Raw genomic sequence first — 25,390 nt, 5'->3', positions numbered from 1 at the left:
CGCCGTCCCCTACACTGGATTGGTTGGATAGAATGGCATCGTGACCAAAGGACACCACATGCGTAGCAATCTTGGCCGGCGCGCGCTCGCGGCGCTGTGCGGCGTCGTCTGCGTCGCCGCGCTCGCGGCGTGCGGCGACAACGTCGACCCCGACAACCGGCCGACGGCGAACGCCGCATCGGTCTCGGGCAGCTTCGCCGGCGCCGGCGCGTCCTCGCAACAGACGGCCGTCGAAGCATGGATCGCCGGCTACCAGAAGACGAATCCGGACGCGAAGATCTCCTACAACCCGTCTGGCTCCGGCGCGGGCGTCGTCACGTTCCTGACCGGCGCGACCGTCTGGGCGGGCTCCGACAAGCCGCTCGACGACCGTCAGGTCGAGGAGTCGAAGCGGGTGTGCGCGGGACGGACGGCATTCGACGTGCCGGTCTACATCTCGCCGTTGGCGATCGTCTTCAATCTGCACGGCATCTCCGACGCCGGCGCCCACGTCAACATGGACGCGGCGACTGTCGCGCGGATCTTCAACGGGAAGATCACACGCTGGAACGACGCGGCGATCGCGAAGCAGAACCCGGACCTCGAGCTGCCCGACCTGCCGATCACCGTCGTGCACCGCTCGGACAAGTCGGGCACGACGCTCAACTTCCTCGAATACGTCAAGGCGGCCGCGCCGAAGGACTGGCCGTACGAGCTTTCGGAGAACTGGCCGAACGACGTCGGTCAGGGCGCGAAGGGCACGTCCGGCGTCATCTCGACAATCGATCAGGCGAACGGCACGATCGGCTACGCCGACTTCTCGCAGGCCGGCGGCATGGGCACCGTCGCGGTCAAGGTCGGCGACGGCTACACCGAGATCTCGGCCGAGGCGGCCTCGAAGGCCGTCGCCGATTCATCGATCGACAAGTCGGCCGCCGGCGAGCATCGCGTCGTCCTCGACATCAACCACACGACAAGCCTTGAAGGCGCGTACCCGATCGTGCTCGTCTCCTATGACATCGCATGCCCCGCCTATCCGGACGAGAACACGGCACGCTTCGCGAAATCATGGCTCAGCTACGTCACGAGCACGAAAGGCCAGGAGCAGGCGATGAAGGCGACCGGATCGGCGCCGCTGCCCGACAATATCGCCGCATACGTGCGCGCCTCCGTGGACGCGATGGAAACGAGATGAATCCCATGACATCGGCATCGAAACCCTCACCATCCGACGCCTCATCGCTGACGAAGCCTGTCAACGGCGAGAAGGCCGACCGCATCTTCCGCGGCGTCGCTTACGCCTGCGGCATCCTGATCCTCGTCGTCCTCGCCGCCGTCGCGCTGTTCCTGCTGTTCCGCGCATGGCCGCTCATCGGCGGCGACCAGCACACGAACAGCGAGGTCATCGCGAACTTCACCGGCGGCCGCGCGACGAGCTTCTGGGGCTACGTCGGCCCGCTGCTGTTCGGCACCGTGCTCGTCGCCGCGCTCGCGCTCGTCATCGCGTTCTTCGTCTCGATCGGCATCGCGCTGTTCATCTCGCATTACGCGCCCAAGCGCCTCGCCGCCGTGCTCAGCTACATCGTCGACATCCTCGCCGCGATCCCGTCGGTCATCTACGGCCTGTGGGGCGGCCTTGTGCTCGTCCCGGCAATCTACCCGTTCTGGAACTGGGTCGCCGAGCATCTCGGCTGGATCCCGCTCTTCGCCGGCCCCGCAGCGAATCCGCCGCGCACCGTCGCGACCGTCGCGCTCGTGCTCGCAATCATGATCCTGCCGATCATCACGTCGATCACGCGCGACATCTTCCTGCAGACGCCGAAGCTGCTCGAGGAGGCGGCGCTCGGCCTCGGTGCGACGAAGTGGGAGATGATCCGCCTTTCGGTGCTGCCCTTCGCGCGTTCGGGCATCGTCTCCGCGTCGATGCTCGGCCTCGGCCGCGCGCTTGGCGAGACGATGGCCGTATTGATGATCCTGTCTCCTGGACTCAAATACTCGTTCCGCCTGCTGCAGGCCTCGCAGAACCAGACGATCGCCGCGAACATCGCCGCGCAGTATCCGGAGGCCGACAGCATCGGCGTCTCCGTGCTCATCGGCACCGGTCTCGTGCTGTTCATCATCACGTTCCTCGTGAATCTGCTGGCGCGCCGCATCACCGAGAAAGCGAGCAAATGATGGCCCAACCGCAGTCCTCGCCTCAGGTCGATCAGACGCCGTCGATCGACTTCGACAAATTCAATCCGACCCGTTCGTACACGGCGGCGCGCAAACGCAAGGACATCGCGATGCGCGCGCTCATCATCCTCGCCTTCGTCATCGCGTTGATTCCGCTCGTCTCGGTGCTGTGGACGACGCTCGTGCACGGCGCGCGCCGTCTCAACTGGGATTTCCTGTCGCATAACATGACGAACGTCATCGGCGGCAACCAGACGCCTTCGGGCGGCTACGGCGGCATCCTGCATGCAATCATCGGCACGTTAGAGATCACTCTCGGCGCGATGGTCATCTCGATTCCAATCGGCGTCATGTGCGCCGTGTACCTGATCGAATACGCCGGCGGCTCGCGGCTCGCGCGCACGATCCATCTGCTCGTCGACGTCATGAGCGGTATCCCGTCGATCGTCGCCGGCCTGTTCGCCTATTCGATGTTCGCGATCCTCGTCGGCCCCGGCACGCTCAGCGGTTTCGAGGGTTCGGTCGCGCTGTCGCTGCTGATGATCCCGACCGTCGTCAAGACGACCGAGGAGATGCTCAAGATCGTGCCGAACGATCTGCGTGAGGCGTCGCTCGCGCTGGGCGTCACGAAGCAGCGCACAATCACGAAGGTCGTCCTGCGCACCGCGCTTTCCGGCATCGTCTCCGGCTCGATTCTCGCGATCGCGCGCGTCATCGGCGAAACGGCGCCGCTGCTGATGACGGCCGGCTACATCGTCTCGACGAACGCGAACCTGTTCTCGGGCGAGATGACGACGCTGCCGGTGTACGTCTACCAGGAGTATTCGAAGTACCACGCGAACTGTCCGGCGGACGCCGGCAGCGGCTGCGTCACCGGCATCCCGATGGAGCGCGCGTGGTCGGCCGCGCTCGTGCTCATCGTCATCGTGCTCATCCTCAACCTCATCGGCAGGATCGTCGCGAAGGTCTTCGCACCGAAGAAGAAATGAGCAGGCGGGCGCGCCCCGGCACGACGTACGCATACGCATGCAAGGCAGTTCAGGCAGTCAAGGAAGGAACGTATGGGACAGCAAATCGACGTCAATCATCTCAACATCTACTATGGCAATTTCCTCGCCGTCGAAGACGTCAACCTGCATATCGCGGCGAACAAGGTCACGGCCTTCATCGGGCCGTCTGGCTGCGGCAAGTCGACGGTGCTGCGCACGCTCGACCGCATGCATGAGATCACGCCGGGCGCGCATGTGACCGGCGAGGTGCTGCTCGAAGGACGCAATCTGTATGCGAAGGACGTCGATCCGGTCGCCGTGCGTCGCGATGTCGGCATGGTCTTCCAGCGGCCGAATCCGTTCCCGACGATGTCAATCAGGCAGAACGTGCTCGCCGGCGTCTCGCTCAACAACCGCAGGATCGCCAAGTCGGACGCCGACGATCTCGTGGAGTGGGCGCTGCGCGGCGCGAATCTGTGGAACGAGGTCAAGGATCGTCTCGACAATCCGGGTATTGGTTTGTCGGGCGGTCAGCAGCAGCGGTTGTGCATCGCGCGCGCCGTCGCCGTGCATCCGTCGGTGTTGTTGATGGACGAGCCGTGTTCGGCGCTCGATCCGATCTCGACGCTCGCCGTCGAGGATCTCATCGAGGAGCTCAAGAGCGACTACACGATCGTCATCGTCACACATAACATGCAGCAGGCGGCGCGCGTGGCCGACTACACGGCGTTCTTCAACCTCAAGGCCGTTGGCCAGCCGGGTCATCTGGAGTATTTCGCCGACACGTCGACGATGTTCAACAACCCGCAGAACGAGGAAGCCGAACGCTACGTCTCCGGCCGCTTCGGCTGATCGGCGCGGCCACCGACTGTACAGAACACAGCCGCCGGCAGCTATTTTCTTCGAGGTCCGCTCCACACAACGTGGGGCGGACCTCGCTTTATTTGTTCATATCATGCAGCATCAAGCAAGCGGCATACAGGCCGCCATACAATGTTGGGTGACTGTTCACTTGGTGTTCACCGAAACCGTGCAGCGGCTCTCTGTCAACGTTCTAAGCTGGAATCACAACGCGGAATCAACCGGGGCATCGACTCGGGACACGTTGAACAATACGCAATGCAATGCGTGGGAAAACGCATTATCAACCATTGACTACATAGAGATTCAAGAGAACAGAGAGCATCATCATGAACAATCATTTCCCTCTGCGCGCCACGGCCGCCGTTTGTGGCATCGCACTGCTCGCATCGCTCGCCGCCTGCGGCGACAACACGGCGTCGACGGCCACGACCGCGATGGCGGACGGGACGACTGCGGCGGACGCGGCGTCGCTGAGCGGTGAATACGCCGGCGCCGGCGCGTCCTCGCAGCAGACCGCCGTCGAAGCGTGGATCGAAGGGTTCCGCGGCGTCGCGCCGAACGCGACCGTCGCCTACAACCCCTCCGGATCGGGCGCGGGCGTCAGCGCCTTCCTCAGCGGATCGACCGCATGGGCGGGCTCGGACAAGGCGCTAAGCGACGACGAAGTGGCGGCCTCGAAGGACGTGTGCGCGTCGGGCACCGCCTTCGACGTGCCCGTCTACATCTCGCCGATTGCCGTCGCCTTCAATCTTCAGGGCATCTCGGACGCGGGCAAGCACATCAACATGGACGCGGCGACGATCGCCGACGTGTTCGCCGGCCGCATCACGCGCTGGAACGACGAACGGATCGCCGCGCAGAACCCCGATCTCAAGCTGCCCGACCTCGCGATCACCGTCGTCCACCGCTCGGACAAGTCGGGCACGACGCTCAACTTCGTCAGCTATCTCAAGGACGCCGCGCCTGAACAGTGGGACTACGAACTGTCCGAGAACTGGCCGAACGAGATCGGTCAGGGCGCGAAGGGCACTTCCGGCGTCGTCTCGACGATCCAGCAGGCGAACGGCACAATCGGGTACGCGGACTTCTCGCAGGTGGGCGAACTCGGCTCCGTCGCCGTCAAGGTCGGCGACGACTACACGCCGATCTCCGCCGAAGCAGGTTCGAAGGTCATCGCCGATTCGCAGCTCGACACGAGCGTTGACGGCGACAACCGCATCGTCGTCACGATCAACCACACGACGAAGGCGGCAGGCGCGTACCCGATCGTGCTCGTCTCCTACGACATCGTCTGCCCGGCCTACAAGGATCCGCAGGACGCGCGCTTCGCGAAGGCGTGGCTCAGCTACGTCACGAGCGCCGAAGGACAGCAGACGGCGCAGGCCGCGGCCGGCGTCGCGCCGCTGCCGGAGACACTGACGGGGCGCATCGCCGCGTCGATCGGGCAGATCAAGGCCGAGTGAGTGACGGGACCCATACCGATGTCTGATATCGATGTCCAAGCTATCGATGTCCCGCAGCCTGCGATGAACACAGTCATTACTGAAACCGCGGCCGCGACCACCGCCGCGACCGCCACGACCGCCACCGCAAGCGCCGCCGATGACGGCACGGCGCATCGCGGACGCACGGCGGACCGCGTCTTCGCAGCCCTCGCCTACGGCAGCGGCCTGCTCATCCTCGCCGTGCTCGCCGCCGTCGCCGTCTTCCTGCTGCTGCGCGCATGGCCGGCGATCGGCGGCCCGCGCGGCGCCGTCGACGCCGTCGTCTCCAGTTTCACCGGCGGCCGCCTCACATCGTTCTGGCAGTACGTGCCGCCGCTGCTGTTCGGCTCAGTGCTCGTCGCCGCGCTCGCGCTCGGCATCGCGTTCTTCGTCGCGCTCGGCATCGCCGTCTTCATCTCGCAGTATGCACCGCGGCGATTCGTTGGCGCGCTCAACACGATCATCGATCTGCTCGCCGCGATTCCCTCGGTCGTCTACGGCCTGTGGGGCGGCCTCGTACTCGTGCCGGCGATCTACCCGTTCTGGGATTGGGTCGCTGAACACCTCGGGTGGATTCCGCTCTTCGCCGGTCCCGCCGCAAATCCGTCGCGCACGGTGGGGACCGTCGCGCTTGTGCTGGCCGTGATGATCCTGCCGATTATCACATCGATGACGCGCGACGTCTTCCTGCAGACGCCGAAACTCCACGAAGAGGCGGCCCTGGCGCTCGGCGCGACGCAGTGGGAGACGATCAGGCTCGCCGTGCTGCCCTTCGGCCGCTCGGGCATCATCTCCGCGTCGATGCTCGGCCTCGGCCGCGCGCTCGGCGAGACGATGGCCGTGCTGATGATCCTCTCGCCAGGGCTCAAATACTCGTTCCATCTGCTGCAGGCCTCGCAAAGCCAGACAATCGCCGCGAACATCGCCGCCCAATACCCCGAAGCGAACGGTCTGGGCGTCTGCGTGCTCATCGCGACCGGACTCGTGCTCTTCGCGATCACCTTCGCTGTCAACTACATGGCTCGCAGACTCACCGGAAAGGCCGTCTCATGACCACGCTCGAATGCAATCCGCCGGTCGAGAGGATGCTCTCCGACCTCGACCTCGACAGTTTCCGCCCGTCACGATCGACGGCCGCCGCGCGCCGCCGCAAGGACCGCCTGATGCGTGCGCTGTTCACGGCGACCTTCGCGCTCGCGCTCATCCCGCTCGTCTCGCTGCTGTGGACGACGCTCGTGCACGGAATCGGCCGTCTCGACCTGGGATTCCTGACCCATAACATGACCGGCGTCGTCGGTGGCAACCCGACGGCGGCTGGCGGCTACGGCGGCGTCCTGCACGCGATCATCGGCACATTGGAGATCACCTTCGGCGCGATGGCGATCTCGATCCCGATCGGCGTCATGTGCGCCGTGTACCTGATCGAATACGCGCGCGATGGTTCGCGACTCGCGACGACGATCCGCCTGCTCGTCGATGTCATGAGCGGCATCCCGTCGATCGTCGCCGGCCTGTTCGCGCTGTCGTTGTTCTCGATGATCTTCGGTCCCGGCACCTTCAACGGCGTCGAAGGATCGGTCGCGCTCGCGCTGCTGATGATCCCGACGGTGTGCAAATCTTCGGAGGAGATGCTCAAGGTCGTGCCGGATGCGCTGCGTGAGGCGTCGCTCGCATTGGGCGTCACGAAACAGCGCACGATCACGAAGGTCGTGCTGCGCACGGCGCTGCCGGGCATCGTCTCCGGCTCGATTCTCGCGATCGCGCGCGTCATCGGCGAAACGGCGCCGCTGCTGATGACGGCCGGCTACGTCGTCACGACGAACGTCAATCTGTTCTCCGGACAGATGACGACGCTGCCGGTGTACGTCTATCAGGAATATTCGAAACTGAGCGCGAACTGCGCGCCGTCTGCCGGCGACATGTGCGTGCCGACGATCCCGATGGAGCGCGCGTGGTCGGCCGCGCTCGTGCTCATCGTCATCGTGCTCATTCTCAACCTCATCGGCAGGATCGTCGCGCGCGTCTGCGCCGTCCACGCCGAACGCTGAAAGGAATCGTCACCGAATATGGGACAGCAAATCGACGTCAACCATCTCAACATCTACTACGGCAATTTCCTCGCCGTCGAAGACGTCAACCTGCATATCGCGGCGAACAAGGTCACGGCCTTCATCGGGCCGTCTGGCTGCGGCAAATCGACGGTGCTGCGCACGCTCGACCGCATGCACGAGATCACGCCGGGCGCGCACGTGCGCGGCGAAGTGCTGCTCGAAGGACGCAATCTGTACGCGAAAGGGGCCGACCCGGTCGCCGTGCGACGCGACATTGGCATGGTCTTCCAACGGCCGAATCCGTTCCCGACGATGTCAATCAGGCAGAACGTACTCGCCGGCGTGCGTCTCAACAACAAGAAGATCGCAAAATCGGACGCCGACGACCTCGTGGAATGGGCATTGCGCGGCGCGAATCTGTGGAACGAGGTCAAGGATCGTCTCGACAATCCAGGAATTGGTTTGTCGGGTGGCCAGCAGCAGCGGTTGTGCATTGCGCGCGCCGTCGCCGTGCATCCGTCGGTGTTGTTGATGGACGAGCCGTGTTCGGCGCTCGATCCGATCTCGACGCTCGCCGTCGAGGACCTCATCAACGAACTCAAACGGGACTATACGATTGTCATCGTCACGCATAACATGCAGCAGGCGGCGCGCGTGGCCGACTACACGGCGTTCTTCAATCTCAAGGCGGTCGGACAGCCCGGGCACCTCGAGTATTTCGCGGACACGTCGACGATGTTCAACGATCCGCAGAACGAGGAGGCCGAACGCTATATCTCCGGCCGCTTCGGCTGATCGGCTGCGCAGGCGCCGTTTTCTCCATCGGCGAACGCCATGTAACGCTTCCGTTTTACATGCCCGTGCTAGCTTTTTGCTGTCCTGTCTTTCGGGACGGGACGGCACACTAGAGTCCACGAGAAGAAAAACAGGGTGTTCCATGGAGAAGTTCTTCCATCTCAAGGAGAACGGCACGACGGTCAGCAGGGAATGCATGGCCGGTCTGACGACGTTCTTCGCAATGTCCTACATCATCATCGTCAATCCGCAGATCCTGCAGCAGACCGGCATGCCATGGGGCGGCGTCTTCCTCGCGACGATCATCGCGGCGATCATCGGCACGCTCGTCATGGGCCTGTTCGCGAACGTCCCGTACGCGCAGGCGCCGGGCATGGGCCTCAACGCGTTCTTCACCTACACCGTGTGCTTCGGCCTCGGCTTCACCTGGCAGCAGGCGCTGTGCATGGTCTTCCTGTGCGGTCTGATCAACATCCTGATCACCGTCACCAAGGTGCGCAAGATGATCATCAAGGCGATCCCCGAGTCGCTGCAGCACGCGATCGGCGGCGGCATCGGCCTCTTCGTCGCCTACGTCGGCCTGCTCAACGTGGCCGCCGTCACCTTCACGCCGAACGATCCGAAGGCGGCCGCCCAGGGCGGCGCCGTGTCCGCCGTGCCGGGCATGGCCACGCTCAACACGCCGACGCTGTGGCTGTTCCTCATCGGCCTGTTGCTCGTCATCGTCTTCACGATTCTCAAGGTCAAGGGCGGCATGCTGCTCGCGATCGTGCTGACCGCCGTCATCGGCATCCCGATGGGCCTGACGACGATGAACAACAGCATCTCGATCGGCGACGCCTTCGGACAGCTGCCGCAGACCTTCGGCGCGCTGTTCTCCCATGAGGGCTTCGGCACATTGTTCGCCGACCCGGCGAAGCTGCCGCTCGTCCTCGTGACGATCTTCGCGTTCTCGATGTCGGACACCTTCGACACGCTCGGCACCTTCATCGGCACCGGCCGCCGCACCGGCATCTTCTCGAAGGCCGACGAGGAGTCGCTCGAGAATGGACACGGCTTCTCGTCGAAGATGGACAAGGCGCTGTTCGCCGACTCGATCGCGACGTCGATCGGCTCGATCTTCGGCACCTCGAACACGACGACCTACGTCGAATCGTCGGCCGGCATCGCCGCGGGCGGCCGCACCGGCCTGACCTCGGTCGTCGTCGCCTGCTGCTTCGCGCTGTCGATCTTCTTCGCACCGGTCATCTCGGCCGTGCCGAGCGCCGCGACGGCGGGCGTCCTCGTCATCGTCGGCTGCATGATGGCCGCCTCCCTCAAGGAAGTGCGCTGGGACGACATCTCCGAGGCGATCCCGGCGTTCTTCGCGTCGGTGTTCATGGCCTTCGCGTATTCGATCTCCTACGGCATCGCCGCGGGCTTCATCACCTACTGCATCGTCAAGGTCTGCAAGAAGAAGGCGGCCGAGGTCCATCCGATCGTCTGGATCGTCTCCGCGCTCTTCATCCTCGACTTCGCATGCATGGCGATCCTGTAGCGCGATGACTGCGAAGCTGTGATCCGAGGCCGTGCATGCGCATGGCGCGCACGGTCTCGCGCATGGAATACGGCAGGGCCCGCATCACCCGTTGTTCGGTGATGCGGGCCCTGCCGTCATATGGACGATCCGCGCGATCATCTCGCACGATGGCCGCGGTGGCGAAGGCGGTCTGATGGCTACTTGCCGCTCTTCGAGCCGCCGTTCGTCTCCTGGATCTGCTTGGCGAGCGCGCGCATCCATTCGTGCAGCGACTTGTACTGGTCGGGCATCTGCTCGGTCACGTCGACGACCGGCACATTGCCGGAATCGGCGACGGCGACGAGCTGGTCGTTCATCTCGCTCGGCTCCTGCGAATTCGTGATGAACATGCGCATGTCGCCTTTCTTGAGGAGGTCCGTGAATTCCTTGATGTCCGACGGCGTCGGCTCCGATTCGTTCGCGGACGCCTGCTTGTAGCCCTTCGGCGTCACGTCCGTCAGGCCCATGTCCTCGGCGAGGTACTGCGCGACCGATTCGACGGCCGCGTAGTTCTTGCTGCCCTTGTCCTTCGCGAGTTCCTTGAGGTCCTTGTCGAGCTGCTGTTCCTCGTCGAGCCATGTCTTGTGCAACTGTTCGAACTGTGCTTTGTGCGCGGGCTGCAGCTTGATGTAGTCGGCGGTGATCGCATCCGCCGTCTTGATGCGCGCGTTCGCCGAGAACCAGATGTGCGGATTGTCGCCGGTCTTGACGCCGCTCGCGTCGGCTGCGTCGACGACGAGCGTCTTCGACGACTGCTGCGCCGCCTTGAGCGCCCAGTCGTCGTATCCGGCTCCGTTGACGACGGCGACCTGCGCGTTCTGGATCTTCGAGATGTCGTTCGTCGTCGGCTCGTAGTCGTGCGCGTCGGTGCCGGTGTTGTTGAGGATGCTTGTGACGTCGACGTAGTCGCCGCCGAGTTCCTTCGCGAGCGAGCCCCACTGGTTGCTCGACGCGATGACGGTGATGACGGCGTTCCCGTTGCCGCCTTCGCCGGTGCCCTTGCCGGCGTTTGCGGTATCGCTGGTCGAGCAGGCGCTCACGGCGGCGACGGTCGCGACGCCGGCGAGCGCCGCGAGCACGGCGCGCATCAGTCTCTTCATATGGTTCCTCGTTTCTTCGTTCGTCAGTGTATGCGCTCGCGCGCATGCGCGCGAGCCGTCGGTCGTTGATGCGACCACTGTAGCATTATTGAGAATCGTTCGCAATAAGCGGTCCTTCGGTGTGGCGCGCCGGATGGGGCGCATGGATGGGCGGGCGAATGGGGCCGTATCGGCGGGTGGCGAGGTGTGATGGGGCGGAGCCGCGGCGGTTTGTGGGCCGGTTCGTCGACGGGGCCGACGGTACGGACCGGAGTGGGTGAGTTTGTCGACGGGGCCGACGGATCGGTACGGAAGCGGGCTGCTTTACGGGTCGGTTCGTCGAGATTGTCGACGATCCGGGCCGGAGCGGGCGGGTTCGTCGAGGGTTCGACGAACCGGCACGGAAATGGGTCCTGTTGTGGTCGGGGTTGTCGACGTGGTTGACGGAATGGGACGCTGCGGGTCTGTTCGTCGACGGGACCGACGGATCGGGACGGAGATGGGTCTTGTTGCGGGTGGGGTGTCATGCGTGTCGGCGGTGTGGGGCGGTGGCGACACGCCGGGGTCGGGTCATGTCGTAGGAAGTCGGTAGATTATCACTCTTGTAAACCACAGACCGTTGGTTGGAAGTCGTTCACGGCTTCACGAAGTTTGGTTCGCCAAGCCAGCGCAGGTTGAGAAACATAGTTCCTTGAGTATTCGAGGATGGATGCCGCTCTGCCTGTGCGCAGGGCTTTTTTGTTGCCCGGCTTAGCGTTCCGCCTCACAATCGACGGCCGACTTAGGAAGGAACGCCATGAAGAGGCCCGAAAAGGAAGTGGTGGTCGCCGAGCTTACGGAAGCTTTCCGTAACGCTGACGCGGTCTACCTGACCGAGTACCGCGGGCTTACCGTTCCGCAGATCTCCGATCTGCGCGAAAAGCTAGGCCGCGATACTTCCTACACTGTGGCTAAGAACACGCTGTTCCGCATCGCCGCCAAGGAAGCGGGCATTGAGGGTCTCGACGAGATGCTCAAGGGTCCTTCCGCGGTTGTCTTCGTCCAGGGAGACTTCATCGAGGCTGCGAAGACGCTGCGTGACTTCGCCAAGACCAACAAGGCCCTCATCGTCAAGGGCGGTTACGCAGACGGAACCGTGTACGACGCCGAGGGTGCCAAGCAGCTCGCAGACCTCAAGTCTCGTCCGGAACTGCTTGCCGAAATGGCTGGCGCGCTCAAGGGCACGATGTCCAAGGCCGCCCGTCTGTTCAACGCGCTGCCGACGAAGGTCGTTCGTACGATCGACGCCCTGCGCGAAAAGCAGGAGAAGGCCGCCTGATCGCCCTGCGGTTCGCCGCATAGCAATCGGTTCGGAAAAACGGAAAACAGATAAATTTCAGGTGTGCGGCACACGAAACAACATCGCCGTGCGCCACGATTGAAAGGAAGCCATAATGGCTAAGTTCACCCAGGATGAGCTCCTCGAAGCTTTCGGTGAAATGACCCTCGTCGAGCTCTCCGAGTTCGTCAAGGCCTTCGAAGAGAAGTTCGACGTCGAAGCCACCGCTCCGGTCGCCGTTGCTGCCGCCGCCGCTCCGGGCGCTGCCCCGGCTGAGGAAGAGAAGGATGAGTTCGACGTCATCCTCTCCGCCGTTGGCGACAAGAAGATCCAGGTCATCAAGGCTGTCCGCGCCATCACCAACCTCGGCCTGGCTGAGGCGAAGGCCCTCGTCGACGGCGCTCCGAAGCCGGTTCTCGAGCACGCCAAGAAGGAAGACGCCGAGAAGGCCAAGGCTCAGCTCGAAGAAGCTGGCGCCACCGTCGAGCTCAAGTGATTCGCGCGGCTCAAGCCGCACATCACAGATGCTTTGTGGGAGTCCCCTGCAGTCCGCGGACTGCAGGGGACTCCTGCGTTGTGGGGGAGATCGGTTGGCCTGGGCATGGTCTGCGGGTTGGTTCGTCGACAGGGCCGACAGGTTGTCCCGGAACTGGCCTGTTTTGCGGGTCGGGTTGTCTACCATGTCGGCGGTTCGAGACGGAAACGCGGCTGTTTGCGGGTCGGGTTGTCGACGGCGCCGATGAACCGGGACGGAGCGGGTCGGTTTATCAACCGTGTCGAGGGTTCGGTACGGAAACGCGGGTGGTTGCGGGTCGAATCGTCGACGGTGTCGACGGAACGGTACGGAAACGCGGGTGGAGCGGGTGGTTTCGTCGGGGGGAGTAACGAATCGGGACGGAAAAGACGGCGTGATCGCGGGTTCCGCTAGGTACAGGGCCGAATTGCGGCGACGATGGTCTGCCAACCGCGGAATGTGGATAACCGGAGCGTCCGTACACATGGGTCGTCGCAGCTGGCGTGGCGATGGTCGGCGCAGATAGCGTGAGGCAGGTCAGTAATCGTGTAGGCAAAGGAGTCGGCACATGCGAGATCACGCCGAAATGAATCGTCAGCTGGATGAAGCCGAGCGGGAACGCCGATGCTTGCATCCAACGAGCAATCCCGCGCACAAGGCGTTGCTGCGCCGGGTAAGGACTGGCGAAATCGAGTCGCCGATGCCCGGATTGTTCATACGGGCCGAGCTGTGGGCGTCGCTCAAGCCGGTCGACCAACTCAAATATGTGGTGCGCGCGCTTGCGCAGTGGCATCCGGATTGGGTGTTCGGCGGCGTGGCCGCGGCATGCATGCATGGTCTGTGGCTCGAGTACAAGGTTGTGCGGCGGATTCTGCAGGATCTCACCGTTACCGTCATCTGTGAGCCGAAAGGCACCCGTCGCAGCAGCGCACACATCGAAAGGAGGCATCATGCGCATGTGCGCAGCGTGGTCGTGGATGGCGTGCGTGTGACGCCACTTGCGCAGACGGTTGCCGAGTGCGTCGCTACGATGTCGTTCGTCGACGGCACGACACTGACGTGTTGCGCGCTGCGCAAAGGCGTGCGGGCGGAACTGGTCATGGTGTGCGCGGTGGAGGACGGGCTGATGAACGACGGATTGCGCAAGGTGCTGCAGTACGCGAATGCGCATGCGGAGAACGGGGGAGAGGCGAAGACATTCGCCGTGCTCATCGAATGCGGATTCGTGCCGCCGGCGCAGCAGGTGGAATTCGTCGATCCGCAGACGGGGCGGCGCTACCGTGTTGATTATCTATGGCGGACGGCCGATGGCAGGCTCATCGTCGTCGAGCTCGACGGGCTGGTGAAGTATACGGATCCGTCGATGACGCAGGGGCGTACGCTTGGCGGCATCATCGACGATGAGCGCGAACGGACGGAAGGGCTGAAACGCGCCGGCGTGCACACGGTGATCCGCATCAGGAGGGAGGACCTCGCCGATCGTTGGGAGCTGACGAGAAGGCTCGCCGAAGCGGGCGTCCCGATGGTGCAGCAGGCGGCATGACCGTGCGGATGAGTGCGGCGGCCAGTTTTGTCGGCCAGGTCGATGATTCGGTACGGAAACGCGGGTGGTTGCGGGTCGGGTTGTCGACGGTGTCGACGGTTCGCCCCGGAGACGGGCCGGTTTGCGGGTCGATTCGTCGACGTCACTGACAGGTCGGGTCGTAGCGGGTCGGATTGTCGCCGTAGTTGACGGTTTGGCCCACAAATTGGCCTGATTGCGGGTCGGTTCGTCGACAGCGTCGACGGGGTGGGTCGTTGCGGGAGGGTTCATCGCCGCGGGCGACAGCTCGGGCCGGGAAAGGGCCGGATTGCGGGTAGGGTTGTCGGCGCGGGCGGCGGATCGACCCGGGAATGGGCCTGATTGCGGGGCGGATTGTCGACGGCGGCGATGATTCGACCTGCTGCGGCCGAGGCACGGGTGCAGCTCTGTGCGATAATGGGGGCTTCATCGGGTGGGAAACAGGCGATTTGTTGAACTACCGCGTAAAATGTTGTTCAGTATGCGTACTTCTCGGTGAAGCACCGTCGCGCGCGCGGCGCATCGAGCGGACAACGGCGAAAGGAAGGTCCCACGGTGAGCGGAGATCAACGAACGACAACGAAATGGATGATACGTGTTGACGGTTCGGATCTGGCCAGCGTCGAAACAGGGCAAACCGTGGAGATCGGCCGCAAGCCGTTGCGTCCGGTGCCGAGCGGAGGCATGCGCCGCATCGAGATCCTCGACGACACGCGTTCGATGTCGAAACGACATGCGGAATTCTCGGTGAAATCGGACGGCAACGCGATCCTGCGCGACCTCAACTCGACGAACGGCACCTTCCTCGTGCGTCCCGGCAACGAACTCGTGCGCCTTCCCGGCGGCTCCGACTTCGCGCTCAACGACGACACGGTGCGCCTGCAGTTCGGCGACGTGCCCGTCGACTTCGTGCGTTTCATCGATGACGACACAACGTCGAAGGACGACGACGTCGCCAACCTCTTCGACTACGCGCTCGACAACCAGCCGAGCGAACCCGAAGTCGCCGACATGTCGATCGACGATATCCTCAACCTGCGCGCCGGCGAGCCGACCGACATCTTCAACGCCGGGCAGGTGCGTTCGCGCGCGAAGGAGCTGCGTCAGTCGGAGCAGCAAACCTTCGTGCCGTTCTCGTCGCCGCTCAATCCGCTTGCCGTGAACGATGCGAACGACGACGACGCGCAGGATGCGGCGCCACGTGACCTGTTCGCCGATGCGCACGACGTCGCCGCCGGCAAGATTGACGAGCCGGCCGCGAAGAAAGAGGAGTTCGTGCCGCGCATGCACGACGGTCCGCGTCACGCCGACCGTCGCAACGCCGACAGTCTCGTCAGCGTCTCCGAGCTCGCGCAGCAGCATCGACCGATTCCCTCGCTCAGCATTCCGACGTCGGAGCCGGTCATCGGCGCGACGCGCGAGCCGGTTTCGCCGACCGTGTCGCCGACGAACTCCGCGAACGGCGAACCGTCGATCTCGACGACGATTCGTCCGCAGTCTGAATCTGACAATGCGCAGCCTGATTACACACAGTCTGCGAGCCCGCAGCAGCAGCCGAGCGTTTGGCAGACGTCGATGCGTGCGGGCGTCGCGATGCAGCCGCAGCAGCCGATCGTGCAGCAGTCTGCGCAGCCGATGCAGCCGACTGCACAGCCGGTTCAGTCTGCGCAGCCGATGCAGCCAGTTCAGCAGCCTGCACAGCCGGTTGCACAGCAGATGCCCGATCCGGCGCAGCCGACGCAGTTGGTCGACGCCTCGCATATCGCGGTGCAGCAGCCGATGATGCAGCCGCAGAACGTGCAGACGTCGGCGTCGCAGGTGCCGCTCGTCAACGTCGCGATTCCGACCGAGCCGACGCCCGAACAGCAGCCGACGTCTTCCGACGCCTTCACCGCACAGCGCAACGCGCTGCACTTCGACGTCATCGAATCGGCATTGCAGGGCGCGGACAATGCTGCGACCTTCGACAATGCGTCGACCACCGAAAACCCGACGACTCCCGACAACTTCGCGACGACCGGGAATCCGTCGGCGGCCGATGCGACGGTGCCGATCGAGGTCGCCGCGCCGGCGCATCAGACGAATTTCGTGGCCGAAGCGACCGCGACGACCGACGCAGCGATGCCGGTCAACACAGCGACGCCAGCCAATACAACCGTGCCGACCAACACAGCCGCGCCGACCACCGCAACCACGCCAGCCGACGACGCATACGACCGTTTCCGCCGTCACGATGACGACGCCCAGCCGCTCGATGAAACGCAGACCTTCACGCCGGCCTTCGAGCCGGGGTCGGTGTTCGAACGTGTCGCGAACGGCGATTTCGACAAGCCGAAGGAACTCATCGAGGTTGACGGCTACACCTCCGACGACGCCCGCCGCTCCGACGACTTCACCGAACAGTTCGAGATGGCGCGCCACGCGGAGCTGCTGCCGTTCCTCGCGATGAACCCGACGCTGTACGATGACCTGTACGAATGGCTCGCCGCGCAGTCGAACGCGGACATCGACGAGGCGCTGAGCCGCAACCCGGGATATGAGGACTACCGCAAGGCAGTAGGAAAGTGAGCAGCAGATGACGGACAATTCCACCCAGACGAGCGCTGCGCTCGACGAGCTGCGCCGGTGGCGCGAGGAGTTCAAGGCAAACCTCGTGCCCTCGCCGCTTGAGGATGTGGCGCAACTGACCGCGCAGGTCGACCTCACGCATGCGCACCCGTCGGGCATCTCCCAGCTGTTCGCCCGCGGCAGCGCGCCGTTGCATTCGCTGTTCCGCGACAGCGGCATGCTGCGCACGGCCGCACGCCGCGTCGAACGCGTCCTCGACGATCAGGGCGCGAAACGGCGCATCAGCGGCGTCGCCGAGCTTTCGCTTGTCGTCGGCGTGGCCACGTGGAAGGGCAACATGATGCCGGTGCTGCTCTACCCGGTCGAAGTCGTGCGCGACGGCAATCCGGTCGAACACCATACGACGATCAGCTTTACCGGCCATGTGCGCCTCAACGCGTCCTTCCTTGCCGCGATGCGCGAACACGGCGTCCGCCTTGACGAACGTCAGCTGTTCGACGGCTCGAACTACGCGTCCGGCACGCCGGAGACGGCCGCCGTTTTCGCCGCGATCTCGAAGGCCGCGCGGCAGGTCTTCCCCGATTTCTCAATCGAACGGCAGATCATCCTCGGTTGCTTCATGGACCCGTCGACGCAGATCCTCGTCGAAAGCCAGATGATCATCGACCATCTCGCGAAGGGACCGAGCGGCAACGTCATGCTCGACGCGCTCGCCGGCTACCCGGCAGCCCGTGGTTCATTGAGCAACGAGCAGATGCCGCCCTTCAGCCCCTTCGACGGTGACCCGCATTCCGAATACGAAATCGGCGATGTCGACAACACGGTGCGCTACGCCGCGAACATGGCCGCCGCCGGCCATTCGCTGTTCGTCGACGGCTCCGAGGACACCGACACGGCTGAACAGGCCGCCGCGATCGCCTCGCGTTGCATCATGGCCGGCCGTTCCGTGCTCTATGTGCCGTGCGTGACCGATCAGAAGCGTCGATTCCTGTCGATCATGCGCGCGAACGAACTCAACGGGCAGGTGCTCGACGTGGCTGATCCGAACGCGAACGCCGCGATCGACCATCAGCTCATCCGCGCCGTCGGCTATCAGCAGGGCGTCGCGACGTCCCGCTTCGAACAGCTCGCTGACGAACTCGTCGGCGTGCGCTCGCGGCTGACGCGCTACCTCGGCGATCTGCACGGCGTCAACAAGACGTGGGGCGTCTCGGCCTACCAGACGATCCAGAACCTTGCGAGCATCGCCGAACTGCCGACGCATCCGTCGACGCATGTGCGACTGTCGAAGGAGGTCGCGCAGGCGATCGGGCCGTCGCTCGACGATTGGGCGGCCAAGCTCGAACGTGCCGGCGAGCTCGGCGAATACACGATCGACGCGAAGGACACCGCGTGGTACAAGGCCTCCCTCTACAGCGAGGACGAGGCGATCGGCGCCTACCAGCGCGTTGTGACGATGCTGCGCACGCTGCTGCCGGCGACGCGCGAGCAGGTGGCGAACACCGTGAAGACCTGCGGTTTCTCGGTGCCGACGACGGCGCAGGAATGGGGACGTCAGGTCACGGTGCTCAAGAATCTGCGGCGTGTACTCGACGTGTTCCAGCCGGAGATCTTCGAACGCGACATCGATCTGATGATCGAGGCGACGAAACCGAAGCAGGACCGCAAATCCGATGGCTCGACGATGGGCTTCTGGGAACGCCGCCGCCACGTCAAGGAGGCGAAGAGCCTGCTGCGCGTCGGCGCGCAGGTCGAGAACCTGCACGACGCGCTGTGCGTCGTGCAGCGTCAGGCCGAGCAGTGGCGACTGTTCGTGCCGCACGGCGGCTGGCCAGTGCTGCCGCCGAAGCTCGACGACATCATCACGACGCAGGATGAACTCGTCTCCAACATGACGGCGCTCGACACGGTGCTCGCGACGACGCCCGACGGCGGCGATCTGCAGACGACCGATTTCAACGCCGTCGAGGAACGTCTCAAGGCGCTGTTTGACGACCGTAAGGCACTCGACACGCTGCCCGAACGCGCGACGCTCGAACGTGAACTCGACGCCGCCGGCCTCGCGGGCCTCGTCGACGACCTGCACAAGCGTCACGTCGCCGTCGACGCCGTGCGCGACGAGCTGCGCCTCGCCTGGTGGACGACGGTCTTCGACGACATCGTCCATTCGTCGGCGATCATCTCGAATCAGGACGGTTCGGCGCTGCAAAGCGCATCTGACCGCTTCGTGCAGGTCGACACCGAGCATGTGCGCTCGGTCGGCCCGATGATCATGCAGGAGTCGATGCACCGCCTGTGCGACCTGCTGTTCGCGCGCACACAGGAAGCGAACATGCTGCACACGGTGCTCGCCGGCTCGAGCGGCATTTCGCTGAGCCGCATCCACCACGACCATCCGGAGATCCTCGCCGCCGCGAAGCCGGTCATCATGAGCACGCCGGCGACGCTCGCCTCGGTCACGAAGCCGACGCCGATCGCCGACGTCGTCATCGTCGATGCGGCCGCGCATCTGCCGTCGATTCTGCTGTTGAACATCCTGTGCCGCGCGCGTCAGGTCGTCGTCCTCGCCCATGAGCAGACGATCACCTCCGACAGCGTGCGTACGCTCGTCTCGCTGCTGCCGCACGTCACCGTCGCGCCGCATCCGTCGCGCCGCGACCCGCGCGTCAACCGTTTCCTCGAAGCGCAGGGCTATGGCAAGGTCAGCCACGACGTGACGCGCGACGGCGTACAGGGACACGTCGTGTTCCACCAGATCGAGGCGACCGGCGTGCCGATCATGGCGAGCGGACTCGTCGAAAGCAGCCAGGGCGAGATCGACGAAATCGTTAACCTCATCACGCGCCGCGCGCAGACCTTCACATCCGTGCCGCCGAGCTACATCCTGACCGTCGTCTGCATGACGCCGACCTTCCGCACGCGTCTGGGTGCCGAACTCAAGGCGCTCGCGTCGCGCAGCGAGATCATGGGACGATTCCTGCGGCACGTGCGCATCATCGACATCACCGATGTCGCCGGCGCGCACGCGACCGACGTCATTCTGTCGATGAGCTACGCGAAGACGTCGCACGGCCGTCTGCTGCAGCAGTTCGGCGCGCTCGAAAGCGACGGCGGCAAGGGCATGCTGCTCGACGCGCTCGCGCTCGCCGACCACAACATCGACATCGTCAGCGCGTTCAGCGCCGACGATCTCGAGGACGACCGCCTGCACCACGCCGGCCCGAAGATGCTCAAGACGCTGCTCGTCTGGGCGCGCCGACTCGGCAACGAGACGCCGATCGCGGCCGTCGGCAGGCCCGACGCGGACAACGTGCTGCTCACCGATTTGGCCGCGCGCATCCGCGAGCGCGGCCTCGACGTGGCCGTCGACTACGGCTACGACGACGGCACGAGGCTGCCGATGGTCGTCGGGCGCAAGGACAAGCCGTATGTGCTCGCCGTGTTCACCGACGACGCCCAGTTCATGGGCATCCAGTCGACGCGCGAACGTCATCGCATCCTCGAACAGGACACCGAAGGCCTCGGCTGGTCGGTCATGACGATCTGGAGCGTCGCGGCCTTCGTCAACCCGGACAAGGAGGTCGACCGCGTCGTCGCGCAGCTCGACTCGCTGTATCGGGAGGCGCAGCGATGAACGACGCCGTCATCCGCGTCTTCAATGGCGGCGCCGACGATAGTGACGCTGATGCCGCTGCCGTGGACGCCGCCGGCGCTGCGGACGCCATGGTTGCCTCGGATGCCATGGTTGCCTCGGATGCCGTGGTTGCCTCGGACGTCGCAAACAAGGCCATATCGTCCGCCGCGCAGCCGCCGGCGTACAGCGCCGAGCGGCGCACGCCGCGTCGTCATCGCCGCGTCGTCATGAAGGGCACCGAGCGTTTCGACGCCGACGGCGTCAAGCTCGAAGCCGGCGACATGCGCACGCGCGAGCAGCGCGCGGCCGACGACGATCGTCGCATCCTTGGCGAGCTGCCGCCGCATTGGGGCGTGTTCGCGGAGCGCGGCCGCTAATCGGCGCGCACGGCGAGGACCGGCCCGTTCTCCTGCGCCCGCAATGTGCGCATCGCGTCGTTCGCGCTCATCGCGATCGGCGTCAGTCGCCCATCGGTCGCCGTGTCGTCGCGCGGTGTTCCCATGACGATTGCGGCGGCGCTGACCGTGCACAGGCCGCCCGTGTCGTCCGCGGCGGCATCCGCTGATTCGGTCGTGTTTTCTGATTCATTGGTGCCTCCTTTCGATTCGGTTGTGTCTGTTGATTTGCTGATGCCTGCCTCGCCGGCTGTGCGTTTGCCGTCAGCGGTTTCGTCTGCGTCGGCAGCTTCGTCGGCACTCTCGGTGGGAGGGGAGCAGCCGGTCGCCGCCGTCAGTCGCACATGCGTGCCCGGCGCGAAGGGCTGGCTGAGTTCGCCGAGACGCACGTCGATGACGGTGTGCCCCGGCGCAACCTGGGGCGTGGAACCGAGCATCGTCGGCAGCAGCACGTCGCCTTTGCGGATGTCGATGAGCGCGTAGGCGGTCACGTCGTCGAGCCGTTCGACGGCGCCGTTGAGCGCATCGCTCACCGGAATCGCCGTCGGTGTGAAATCGGCGGTGACGACGGCGTCGCCGGCCTGGATCTGACGGGAAGCGGTGAGCACGTTGCGCGTCGCCGTCGCCGTGACGACGCATTCGAGCATGCACAGGACGGCGAGCGCGGCGCAGCAGGCCGCAAGCAGCTTGCGGGCGCGCCGGTCGAGACGGCGGCCGCGCAGCGTGCGCCGGTGGTCTGATCGCGCTTTCGCGTCATGGCCGACGCGGGCGCTGAAGTCGAACAGTCGCATCATGGCAGCATGATGCGTCCGGTGCTCCGGCGGTGTCCAGCCGGAACGGGGTATGTGACCGGAAGGGTGTGTCGTCGGCCAAATGTGGACGACACGCCGTGAAAAGCTGTGGATTGTGAAGATTGTTCGCTCTCAGTGCACATCGTATCCACATCGGTGTGGATGAACGCAACGGCTATCCACAACGGTTGTTACGCACTGTGGAAAGTCGATTGTGATGGACAGGTCGATGAATCCGCTGATGAATCTACAGCCGAATCCACCGCCAGACACGACGTCGCCGGATACGACAAGGCCACCGTGGCCCGCGAACGGGCGGCACGGTGGCCTGAGCAGAACTCGACGGCTTACTTCGAGCCCTTGTCGGTGCGGTAGAAGCCGCTGCCCTTGAAGGTGATCGGGACGGCCGAATACACCTTGTGCACGGTCGGCTCGCCGCACTTGGGGCAGACGGTGATCGGCTTGTCGTCGAAGGACTGATGTTCGGTGAAGTCGTAGCCGCAATGCTTGCAGCGGTAATGGTAGACGGGCATGATGCTCCTTTCGGGTGTGCGCGTTCGCGCGAGCGCATATCGTTTCGTCCTAATCCCCAGAGACTACTCACATGTGTGCATGAACGGGGAAAAGCATCCACCGTAGGCGTAGTCGGAGGGGAAGAAATCGGCGGGACGCGCAGAAGCGAGCCGCCGCAGTCATTGGATGAAGGTCATTGGATGAACGTCACTGGATGAAGATGAGACCCCGCGGCGTGAGCACAGCGTCGACCGGCACGTCGTGCGGCTGCGTCGGCAGCGGCTCGTCGACGAATTCGGACGCCCAGCACATCGCGATGCGCTGGGCGGAGGCAGGCGCGAACCCGAGCGCGCGGTCGTACCATGCGGCGCCGCGGCCGAGGCGGCCGCCTTCACGGTCGACGGCGAGCGCCGGCAGCACGATGATCTCGGCCTCGCCGAGCGTTTCGGGAGGCAACACAGCCGTATGCGGCTCGTCGGGATGCGGCATGCGCCCGTGGCCGCCGGCATGTTCGTGCCGCAGCGTGGCGACTTCCTCGGGCGACGTCAGCCGCGACCAGCCAACCTCGTTGCCCGAGCCGAGCCGCGGCACGAGCAGATGAATGCCGCGTGCGGCCGCCTCGTTGAGGATCTGCAATGTGCTGATTTCGGTGCCCATCGACACATGGCAGGCCATCGTCAGCGGCGTCGTGCGCGGACGGGAGAAGAGCGGAAGCGCGAACAGTGCGTCGGCGCAACGTTCGCCGGCGGCGATGCGTTCCGAGGCCGTCATGTAGCGGCGTTGCGCGAGCAGCTCGTGGCGGAGCTCACGTTTGCGTTCGTCGATCGTCGGCTTCAGCTGTGTCGTATGCGCCATGGTCATGTTCTACCATGTCGGCGTCACCGTCGGGTTGCGCGTATTGTGAGATGGGACGGCGGATGTGGTATACGCGCGCCCGAGTGCGACAATGGAGGGCGTGACGATTCTGCGAACCCTGCGCGACGCGATGCGGCGCGACGAAACGAACGCCTTCCGCACGCCGTTGACGCTGCTCGCGCCGGCCGATGCGCCGGCGATCCGCCTGCGCACGATGACGGCCGCCGACGAGGCCGAATGGGATCAGGTGCGCATGCGCAACGCCGCATGGCTTGAGCCGTGGGATTCCAACGATCCCGAACGCCACCGCCCGGTCACGTTCCCGCAGTGGATCCGCATGCAGCGGCGCGACGAACGCTCGGGGTCGGCGATCGTGTTCGTCGTCGAATACGGCGGCCGCATCGTCGGGCAGATCTCGCTCGGCGCGATCATGCTCGGGGCGATGCGCAGCGGCATCATCGGATATTGGATTGACCATGATTACGCCGGCAGGGGATTCACACCGCTCGCCGTGGCGATGCTCGCCGACTGGGCGATGCTCGACCCGGACGGTCCGCGGCTGCATCGCGTGGAGATCGATCTCGTGCCGTGCAACGAGCGTTCGCGCCGCGTCGTGCAGAAGGTAGGCGCGCAATACGAGGGAATCAGAAGGAAATACATGTACATTAACGGACAGTGGCGCGACCACGAAACGTACAGTCTGCTCGCCGACGATGCGCCCGGCGGTTTCGCCCGCCGTCTGCTTGGCGACACGCCCGGCGGACGCGTTTCCTCATTGTCCTAAATTCTTTTATTCTTAAGAACTATGGGTTACGAATCACTGAGCACGATCGTGATCTTGGTGATGGTCGGAATCATCATGGCGATATGGCTGCCACGCAAGACGGTCGACGGCATGAAGACAGTGATGAAGCACCGCTCGGACCGATACTCCGCTTCGCTGCATCTGGTGGATGAGCAAAGCGGCACGACGTTCAACGATGCCGATTCGCCGAAGACGAAAGGGGCGATAATGCCAGCGACGCAGAAGGAACACGGTGCATACCGCGAATACCGCGAGTACGTGGCCAATGTACGCAAGCTGCGCCGTGCCGCCGCGCATCGCCGCAAACTGATCGCCGGCGCGTTGCTCACCGCCTCCGTCGTCGTCCTCGTCCTCGCCTTCGTGCTGCACTTCAGCCCGTGGTACACGCTTGTCCCGGCGGGGCTGCTCGCGCTCGTCTGCGCGCTCGGCATCCACGCGTCCAAGCAGGCGCGTGCATGGGAGGCGAAAGTCGCCGCGAAGGAACGCGAACACCGGCGCAGGCAGCGGATGCGTCCGCAGGCCGTCAAGCGTCAGGCCGAAGCGGCCGCCGCCGCGCAGCCCGCGGCCGTCGAAGCCGCGCAGGAGACAGGCGAGGAAACGCGCACCGACGTCATGGAACAACGTGAGATCCGTCGCGCGCTGCATCAGGCGCGCGTCGAGCAGGCGGAAGCGCTCGCGCGCCGCCACGCCGCGCAGGATGCGGCGGCGGCCGCGGTGCAGGCGGAGCCGGTCGCCGTGCAGGCGGAGGAGACCGCCGCGCGCGTCGAGACGAGCATGGACGCCGACGGCGCCGCGCACGCGCAGCTCGTCGTCCGCGAGGAGATGAACGCCTATCCACCCGACGAGACGAACGAACTGTCCGAGGTCTCGCCGGCGTCCGCCGTTGACGCCTTCGACATGGCGATCAATCAGGATCTGATCTCCTTCTCGCTCGGTGCGCCGCGCAACGGCATCGAACATCCGCAGCAGGCACCCGAAAGCCTCGAGATCAAGTCGACGAAGCAGGTCGCGAAAGCCGAGCCGAAGGCGGCGGCAGCCGTCGACGCATCGGCCGAATCGGCCGCTGAGTCGGCCGCCGCTGGGGATTCGGCTGCGGACGCCAACGACACGCCGAAGGAGGAGGCTGCCGCGCCGTCGCAGATCAACGATTCCGTCGCGTTCCACGAGAGCGAGCGGAACGCGACCGTCGAGGCACCGGACGAGACGAGCGATTCGCTCGGATCGAGCCTCGAATCGATTCTCGCGCGCCGCGGCAACTGATTTGCGCACGATGGTTCCGTCCCGAGCCACGCATCGATCACCATCGACTGACACCGACCGACTGATTCGGTCGGTGTTTTTCGTTGTCCGGCAACGGTTTCTCTCACAGCGTTAGCACTCGAGTTGGCAGAGTGCTACCGGTCGCGCTAGGATAGACGATTAGCGCAACGGAAAGGGTGCGGCAAGTGAATCGTCAGCCGCC

Annotated in this window: 21 protein-coding genes; 17 read left to right on the top strand and 4 right to left on the bottom strand. The window is 64.7% G+C overall.

Features of this window, described 5'->3' with window-relative positions:
• The first annotated feature begins 58 nt into the window (after window positions 1-58).
• The 9 genes from G606_RS0102675 to G606_RS0102635 all read left to right on the top strand — a co-directional run bounded on the left by G606_RS0102675 (window position 59) and on the right by G606_RS0102635 (window position 9,874).
• Window positions 59-1,174 carry a phosphate ABC transporter substrate-binding protein PstS gene (locus G606_RS0102675; protein ID WP_026644667.1) on the top strand — a complete coding sequence of 372 codons (1,116 nt, stop codon included), beginning with the start codon at window positions 59-61 and terminating at the stop codon, window positions 1,172-1,174.
• 5 nt (window positions 1,175-1,179) lie between these two features.
• On the top strand, window positions 1,180-2,154 hold the full coding sequence (pstC, locus tag G606_RS0102670; RefSeq protein WP_026644666.1) for a phosphate ABC transporter permease subunit PstC: 975 nt from the start codon (window positions 1,180-1,182) through the stop codon (window positions 2,152-2,154).
• Entirely contained in the window at window positions 2,151-3,143 is a 993-nt protein-coding gene (gene pstA / locus G606_RS0102665; RefSeq protein ID WP_026644665.1) for a phosphate ABC transporter permease PstA, read from the top strand. The genes pstC (G606_RS0102670) and pstA (G606_RS0102665) overlap by 4 nt, the downstream gene beginning before the upstream one ends.
• 72 nt (window positions 3,144-3,215) lie before the next feature.
• A complete protein-coding gene (gene pstB, locus G606_RS0102660; protein WP_026644664.1) occupies window positions 3,216-3,995 on the top strand; it encodes a phosphate ABC transporter ATP-binding protein PstB in 780 nt (259 codons plus the stop codon).
• Window positions 3,996-4,333: 338 nt separating this feature from the next.
• Window positions 4,334-5,470: a phosphate ABC transporter substrate-binding protein PstS gene (pstS, locus tag G606_RS0102655; RefSeq protein ID WP_026644663.1), complete on the top strand. Its 1,137-nt coding sequence runs from the start codon at window positions 4,334-4,336 to the stop codon at window positions 5,468-5,470.
• A gap of 75 nt (window positions 5,471-5,545) precedes the next feature.
• Complete coding sequence (pstC, locus tag G606_RS0102650; RefSeq protein WP_026644662.1) at window positions 5,546-6,544, top strand: phosphate ABC transporter permease subunit PstC; 999 nt, start codon at window positions 5,546-5,548, stop codon at window positions 6,542-6,544.
• Window positions 6,541-7,539 carry a phosphate ABC transporter permease PstA gene (gene pstA, locus G606_RS0102645; RefSeq protein WP_051198375.1) on the top strand — a complete coding sequence of 333 codons (999 nt, stop codon included), beginning with the start codon at window positions 6,541-6,543 and terminating at the stop codon, window positions 7,537-7,539. Before pstC (G606_RS0102650) ends, pstA (G606_RS0102645) begins: the two co-directional genes overlap by 4 nt.
• Before the next feature lie 18 nt (window positions 7,540-7,557).
• Window positions 7,558-8,337 (top strand): phosphate ABC transporter ATP-binding protein PstB, encoded by a 780-nt coding sequence (gene pstB / locus G606_RS0102640; protein ID WP_026644660.1) that lies wholly within the window; start codon window positions 7,558-7,560, stop codon window positions 8,335-8,337.
• A gap of 142 nt (window positions 8,338-8,479) precedes the next feature.
• Window positions 8,480-9,874 carry an NCS2 family permease gene (locus G606_RS0102635; protein ID WP_026644659.1) on the top strand — a complete coding sequence of 465 codons (1,395 nt, stop codon included), beginning with the start codon at window positions 8,480-8,482 and terminating at the stop codon, window positions 9,872-9,874.
• A gap of 179 nt (window positions 9,875-10,053) precedes the next feature.
• On the opposite strand, the gene G606_RS0102630 is transcribed toward G606_RS0102635, so the two are convergent.
• The gene (locus tag G606_RS0102630) at window positions 10,054-10,995 is read right to left on the bottom strand and encodes a metal ABC transporter solute-binding protein, Zn/Mn family (RefSeq protein ID WP_026644658.1); all 942 of its coding nucleotides are present in this window, start codon (window positions 10,993-10,995) and stop codon (window positions 10,054-10,056) included.
• A gap of 775 nt (window positions 10,996-11,770) precedes the next feature.
• Between G606_RS0102630 and rplJ the strand changes: the two genes are divergently transcribed.
• From rplJ to G606_RS11115, 6 genes are all read left to right on the top strand, one after another.
• The gene (gene rplJ / locus G606_RS0102625) at window positions 11,771-12,292 is read left to right on the top strand and encodes a 50S ribosomal protein L10 (RefSeq protein ID WP_024541001.1); all 522 of its coding nucleotides are present in this window, start codon (window positions 11,771-11,773) and stop codon (window positions 12,290-12,292) included.
• Window positions 12,293-12,407: 115 nt separating this feature from the next.
• Window positions 12,408-12,788 (top strand): 50S ribosomal protein L7/L12, encoded by a 381-nt coding sequence (gene rplL / locus G606_RS0102620; protein ID WP_024541000.1) that lies wholly within the window; start codon window positions 12,408-12,410, stop codon window positions 12,786-12,788.
• Window positions 12,789-13,506: 718 nt separating this feature from the next.
• On the top strand, window positions 13,507-14,349 hold the full coding sequence (locus tag G606_RS10655; protein WP_155802724.1) for a CTP synthase: 843 nt from the start codon (window positions 13,507-13,509) through the stop codon (window positions 14,347-14,349).
• Window positions 14,350-14,955: 606 nt separating this feature from the next.
• The gene (locus G606_RS11380) at window positions 14,956-16,935 is read left to right on the top strand and encodes an FHA domain-containing protein (protein ID WP_051198372.1); all 1,980 of its coding nucleotides are present in this window, start codon (window positions 14,956-14,958) and stop codon (window positions 16,933-16,935) included.
• Between the two features lie 7 nt (window positions 16,936-16,942).
• On the top strand, window positions 16,943-20,569 hold the full coding sequence (locus tag G606_RS0102605; protein WP_026644657.1) for a helicase: 3,627 nt from the start codon (window positions 16,943-16,945) through the stop codon (window positions 20,567-20,569).
• Between the two features lie 227 nt (window positions 20,570-20,796).
• Window positions 20,797-20,946 carry a BAG family molecular chaperone regulator 5 gene (locus tag G606_RS11115; protein WP_101671605.1) on the top strand — a complete coding sequence of 50 codons (150 nt, stop codon included), beginning with the start codon at window positions 20,797-20,799 and terminating at the stop codon, window positions 20,944-20,946.
• Here G606_RS11115 and G606_RS0102595 read toward each other — a convergent pair.
• The 3 genes from G606_RS0102595 to G606_RS09615 form a co-directional block, all read right to left on the bottom strand.
• Window positions 20,943-21,758 carry an SAF domain-containing protein gene (locus G606_RS0102595; protein WP_026644655.1) on the bottom strand — a complete coding sequence of 272 codons (816 nt, stop codon included), beginning with the start codon at window positions 21,756-21,758 and terminating at the stop codon, window positions 20,943-20,945. The two genes, G606_RS11115 and G606_RS0102595, sit on opposite strands and share 4 nt — an antisense overlap.
• Window positions 21,759-22,102: 344 nt before the next feature.
• Entirely contained in the window at window positions 22,103-22,288 is a 186-nt protein-coding gene (locus tag G606_RS0102590) for an FmdB family zinc ribbon protein (protein WP_026644654.1), read from the bottom strand.
• Window positions 22,289-22,475: 187 nt separating this feature from the next.
• Window positions 22,476-23,123: a 5-formyltetrahydrofolate cyclo-ligase gene (locus G606_RS09615; protein ID WP_081663939.1), complete on the bottom strand. Its 648-nt coding sequence runs from the start codon at window positions 23,121-23,123 to the stop codon at window positions 22,476-22,478.
• A 100-nt stretch (window positions 23,124-23,223) separates the two neighbouring features.
• On the opposite strand from G606_RS09615, the gene G606_RS0102580 reads away from it, so the two are divergent.
• Both G606_RS0102580 and G606_RS0102575 read left to right on the top strand, forming a co-directional pair.
• A complete protein-coding gene (locus tag G606_RS0102580) occupies window positions 23,224-23,907 on the top strand; it encodes a GNAT family N-acetyltransferase (RefSeq protein WP_026644653.1) in 684 nt (227 codons plus the stop codon).
• A gap of 21 nt (window positions 23,908-23,928) precedes the next feature.
• On the top strand, window positions 23,929-25,188 hold the full coding sequence (locus G606_RS0102575) for a hypothetical protein (RefSeq protein ID WP_026644652.1): 1,260 nt from the start codon (window positions 23,929-23,931) through the stop codon (window positions 25,186-25,188).
• Window positions 25,189-25,390: the final 202 nt, after the last annotated feature.

The organism is Bifidobacterium sp. AGR2158, assembly GCF_000424225.1.
GTDB lineage: Bacteria > Actinomycetota > Actinomycetes > Actinomycetales > Bifidobacteriaceae > Bifidobacterium > Bifidobacterium anseris.
Note: the sequence above shows the minus strand (reverse complement) of the source record. Positions and strands in the feature narration are given on the sequence as shown.

Bases quoted from the DNA above. Each gene is read 5' to 3' on its own strand.
- pstB (WP_026644660.1), top strand. From the start codon at position 7,558: ATGGGACAGCAAATCGACGTCAACCATCTCAACATCTACTACGGCAAT.
- G606_RS0102605 (WP_026644657.1), top strand. From the start codon at position 16,943: ATGACGGACAATTCCACCCAGACGAGCGCTGCGCTCGACGAGCTGCGC.
- pstA (WP_051198375.1), top strand. From the start codon at position 6,541: ATGACCACGCTCGAATGCAATCCGCCGGTCGAGAGGATGCTCTCCGAC.
- G606_RS11380 (WP_051198372.1), top strand. From the start codon at position 14,956: ATGATACGTGTTGACGGTTCGGATCTGGCCAGCGTCGAAACAGGGCAA.
- pstS (WP_026644663.1), top strand. From the start codon at position 4,334: ATGAACAATCATTTCCCTCTGCGCGCCACGGCCGCCGTTTGTGGCATC.
- G606_RS09615 (WP_081663939.1), bottom strand. From the start codon at position 23,123: ATGGCGCATACGACACAGCTGAAGCCGACGATCGACGAACGCAAACGT.
- G606_RS10655 (WP_155802724.1), top strand. From the start codon at position 13,507: ATGCCCGGATTGTTCATACGGGCCGAGCTGTGGGCGTCGCTCAAGCCG.
- G606_RS0102575 (WP_026644652.1), top strand. From the start codon at position 23,929: ATGGGTTACGAATCACTGAGCACGATCGTGATCTTGGTGATGGTCGGA.
- pstC (WP_026644666.1), top strand. From the start codon at position 1,180: ATGACATCGGCATCGAAACCCTCACCATCCGACGCCTCATCGCTGACG.
- rplJ (WP_024541001.1), top strand. From the start codon at position 11,771: ATGAAGAGGCCCGAAAAGGAAGTGGTGGTCGCCGAGCTTACGGAAGCT.
- G606_RS0102635 (WP_026644659.1), top strand. From the start codon at position 8,480: ATGGAGAAGTTCTTCCATCTCAAGGAGAACGGCACGACGGTCAGCAGG.
- G606_RS0102675 (WP_026644667.1), top strand. From the start codon at position 59: ATGCGTAGCAATCTTGGCCGGCGCGCGCTCGCGGCGCTGTGCGGCGTC.
- pstB (WP_026644664.1), top strand. From the start codon at position 3,216: ATGGGACAGCAAATCGACGTCAATCATCTCAACATCTACTATGGCAAT.
- G606_RS11115 (WP_101671605.1), top strand. From the start codon at position 20,797: ATGAAGGGCACCGAGCGTTTCGACGCCGACGGCGTCAAGCTCGAAGCC.
- G606_RS0102590 (WP_026644654.1), bottom strand. From the start codon at position 22,288: ATGCCCGTCTACCATTACCGCTGCAAGCATTGCGGCTACGACTTCACC.
- G606_RS0102595 (WP_026644655.1), bottom strand. From the start codon at position 21,758: ATGATGCGACTGTTCGACTTCAGCGCCCGCGTCGGCCATGACGCGAAA.
- pstA (WP_026644665.1), top strand. From the start codon at position 2,151: ATGATGGCCCAACCGCAGTCCTCGCCTCAGGTCGATCAGACGCCGTCG.
- rplL (WP_024541000.1), top strand. From the start codon at position 12,408: ATGGCTAAGTTCACCCAGGATGAGCTCCTCGAAGCTTTCGGTGAAATG.
- G606_RS0102630 (WP_026644658.1), bottom strand. From the start codon at position 10,995: ATGAAGAGACTGATGCGCGCCGTGCTCGCGGCGCTCGCCGGCGTCGCG.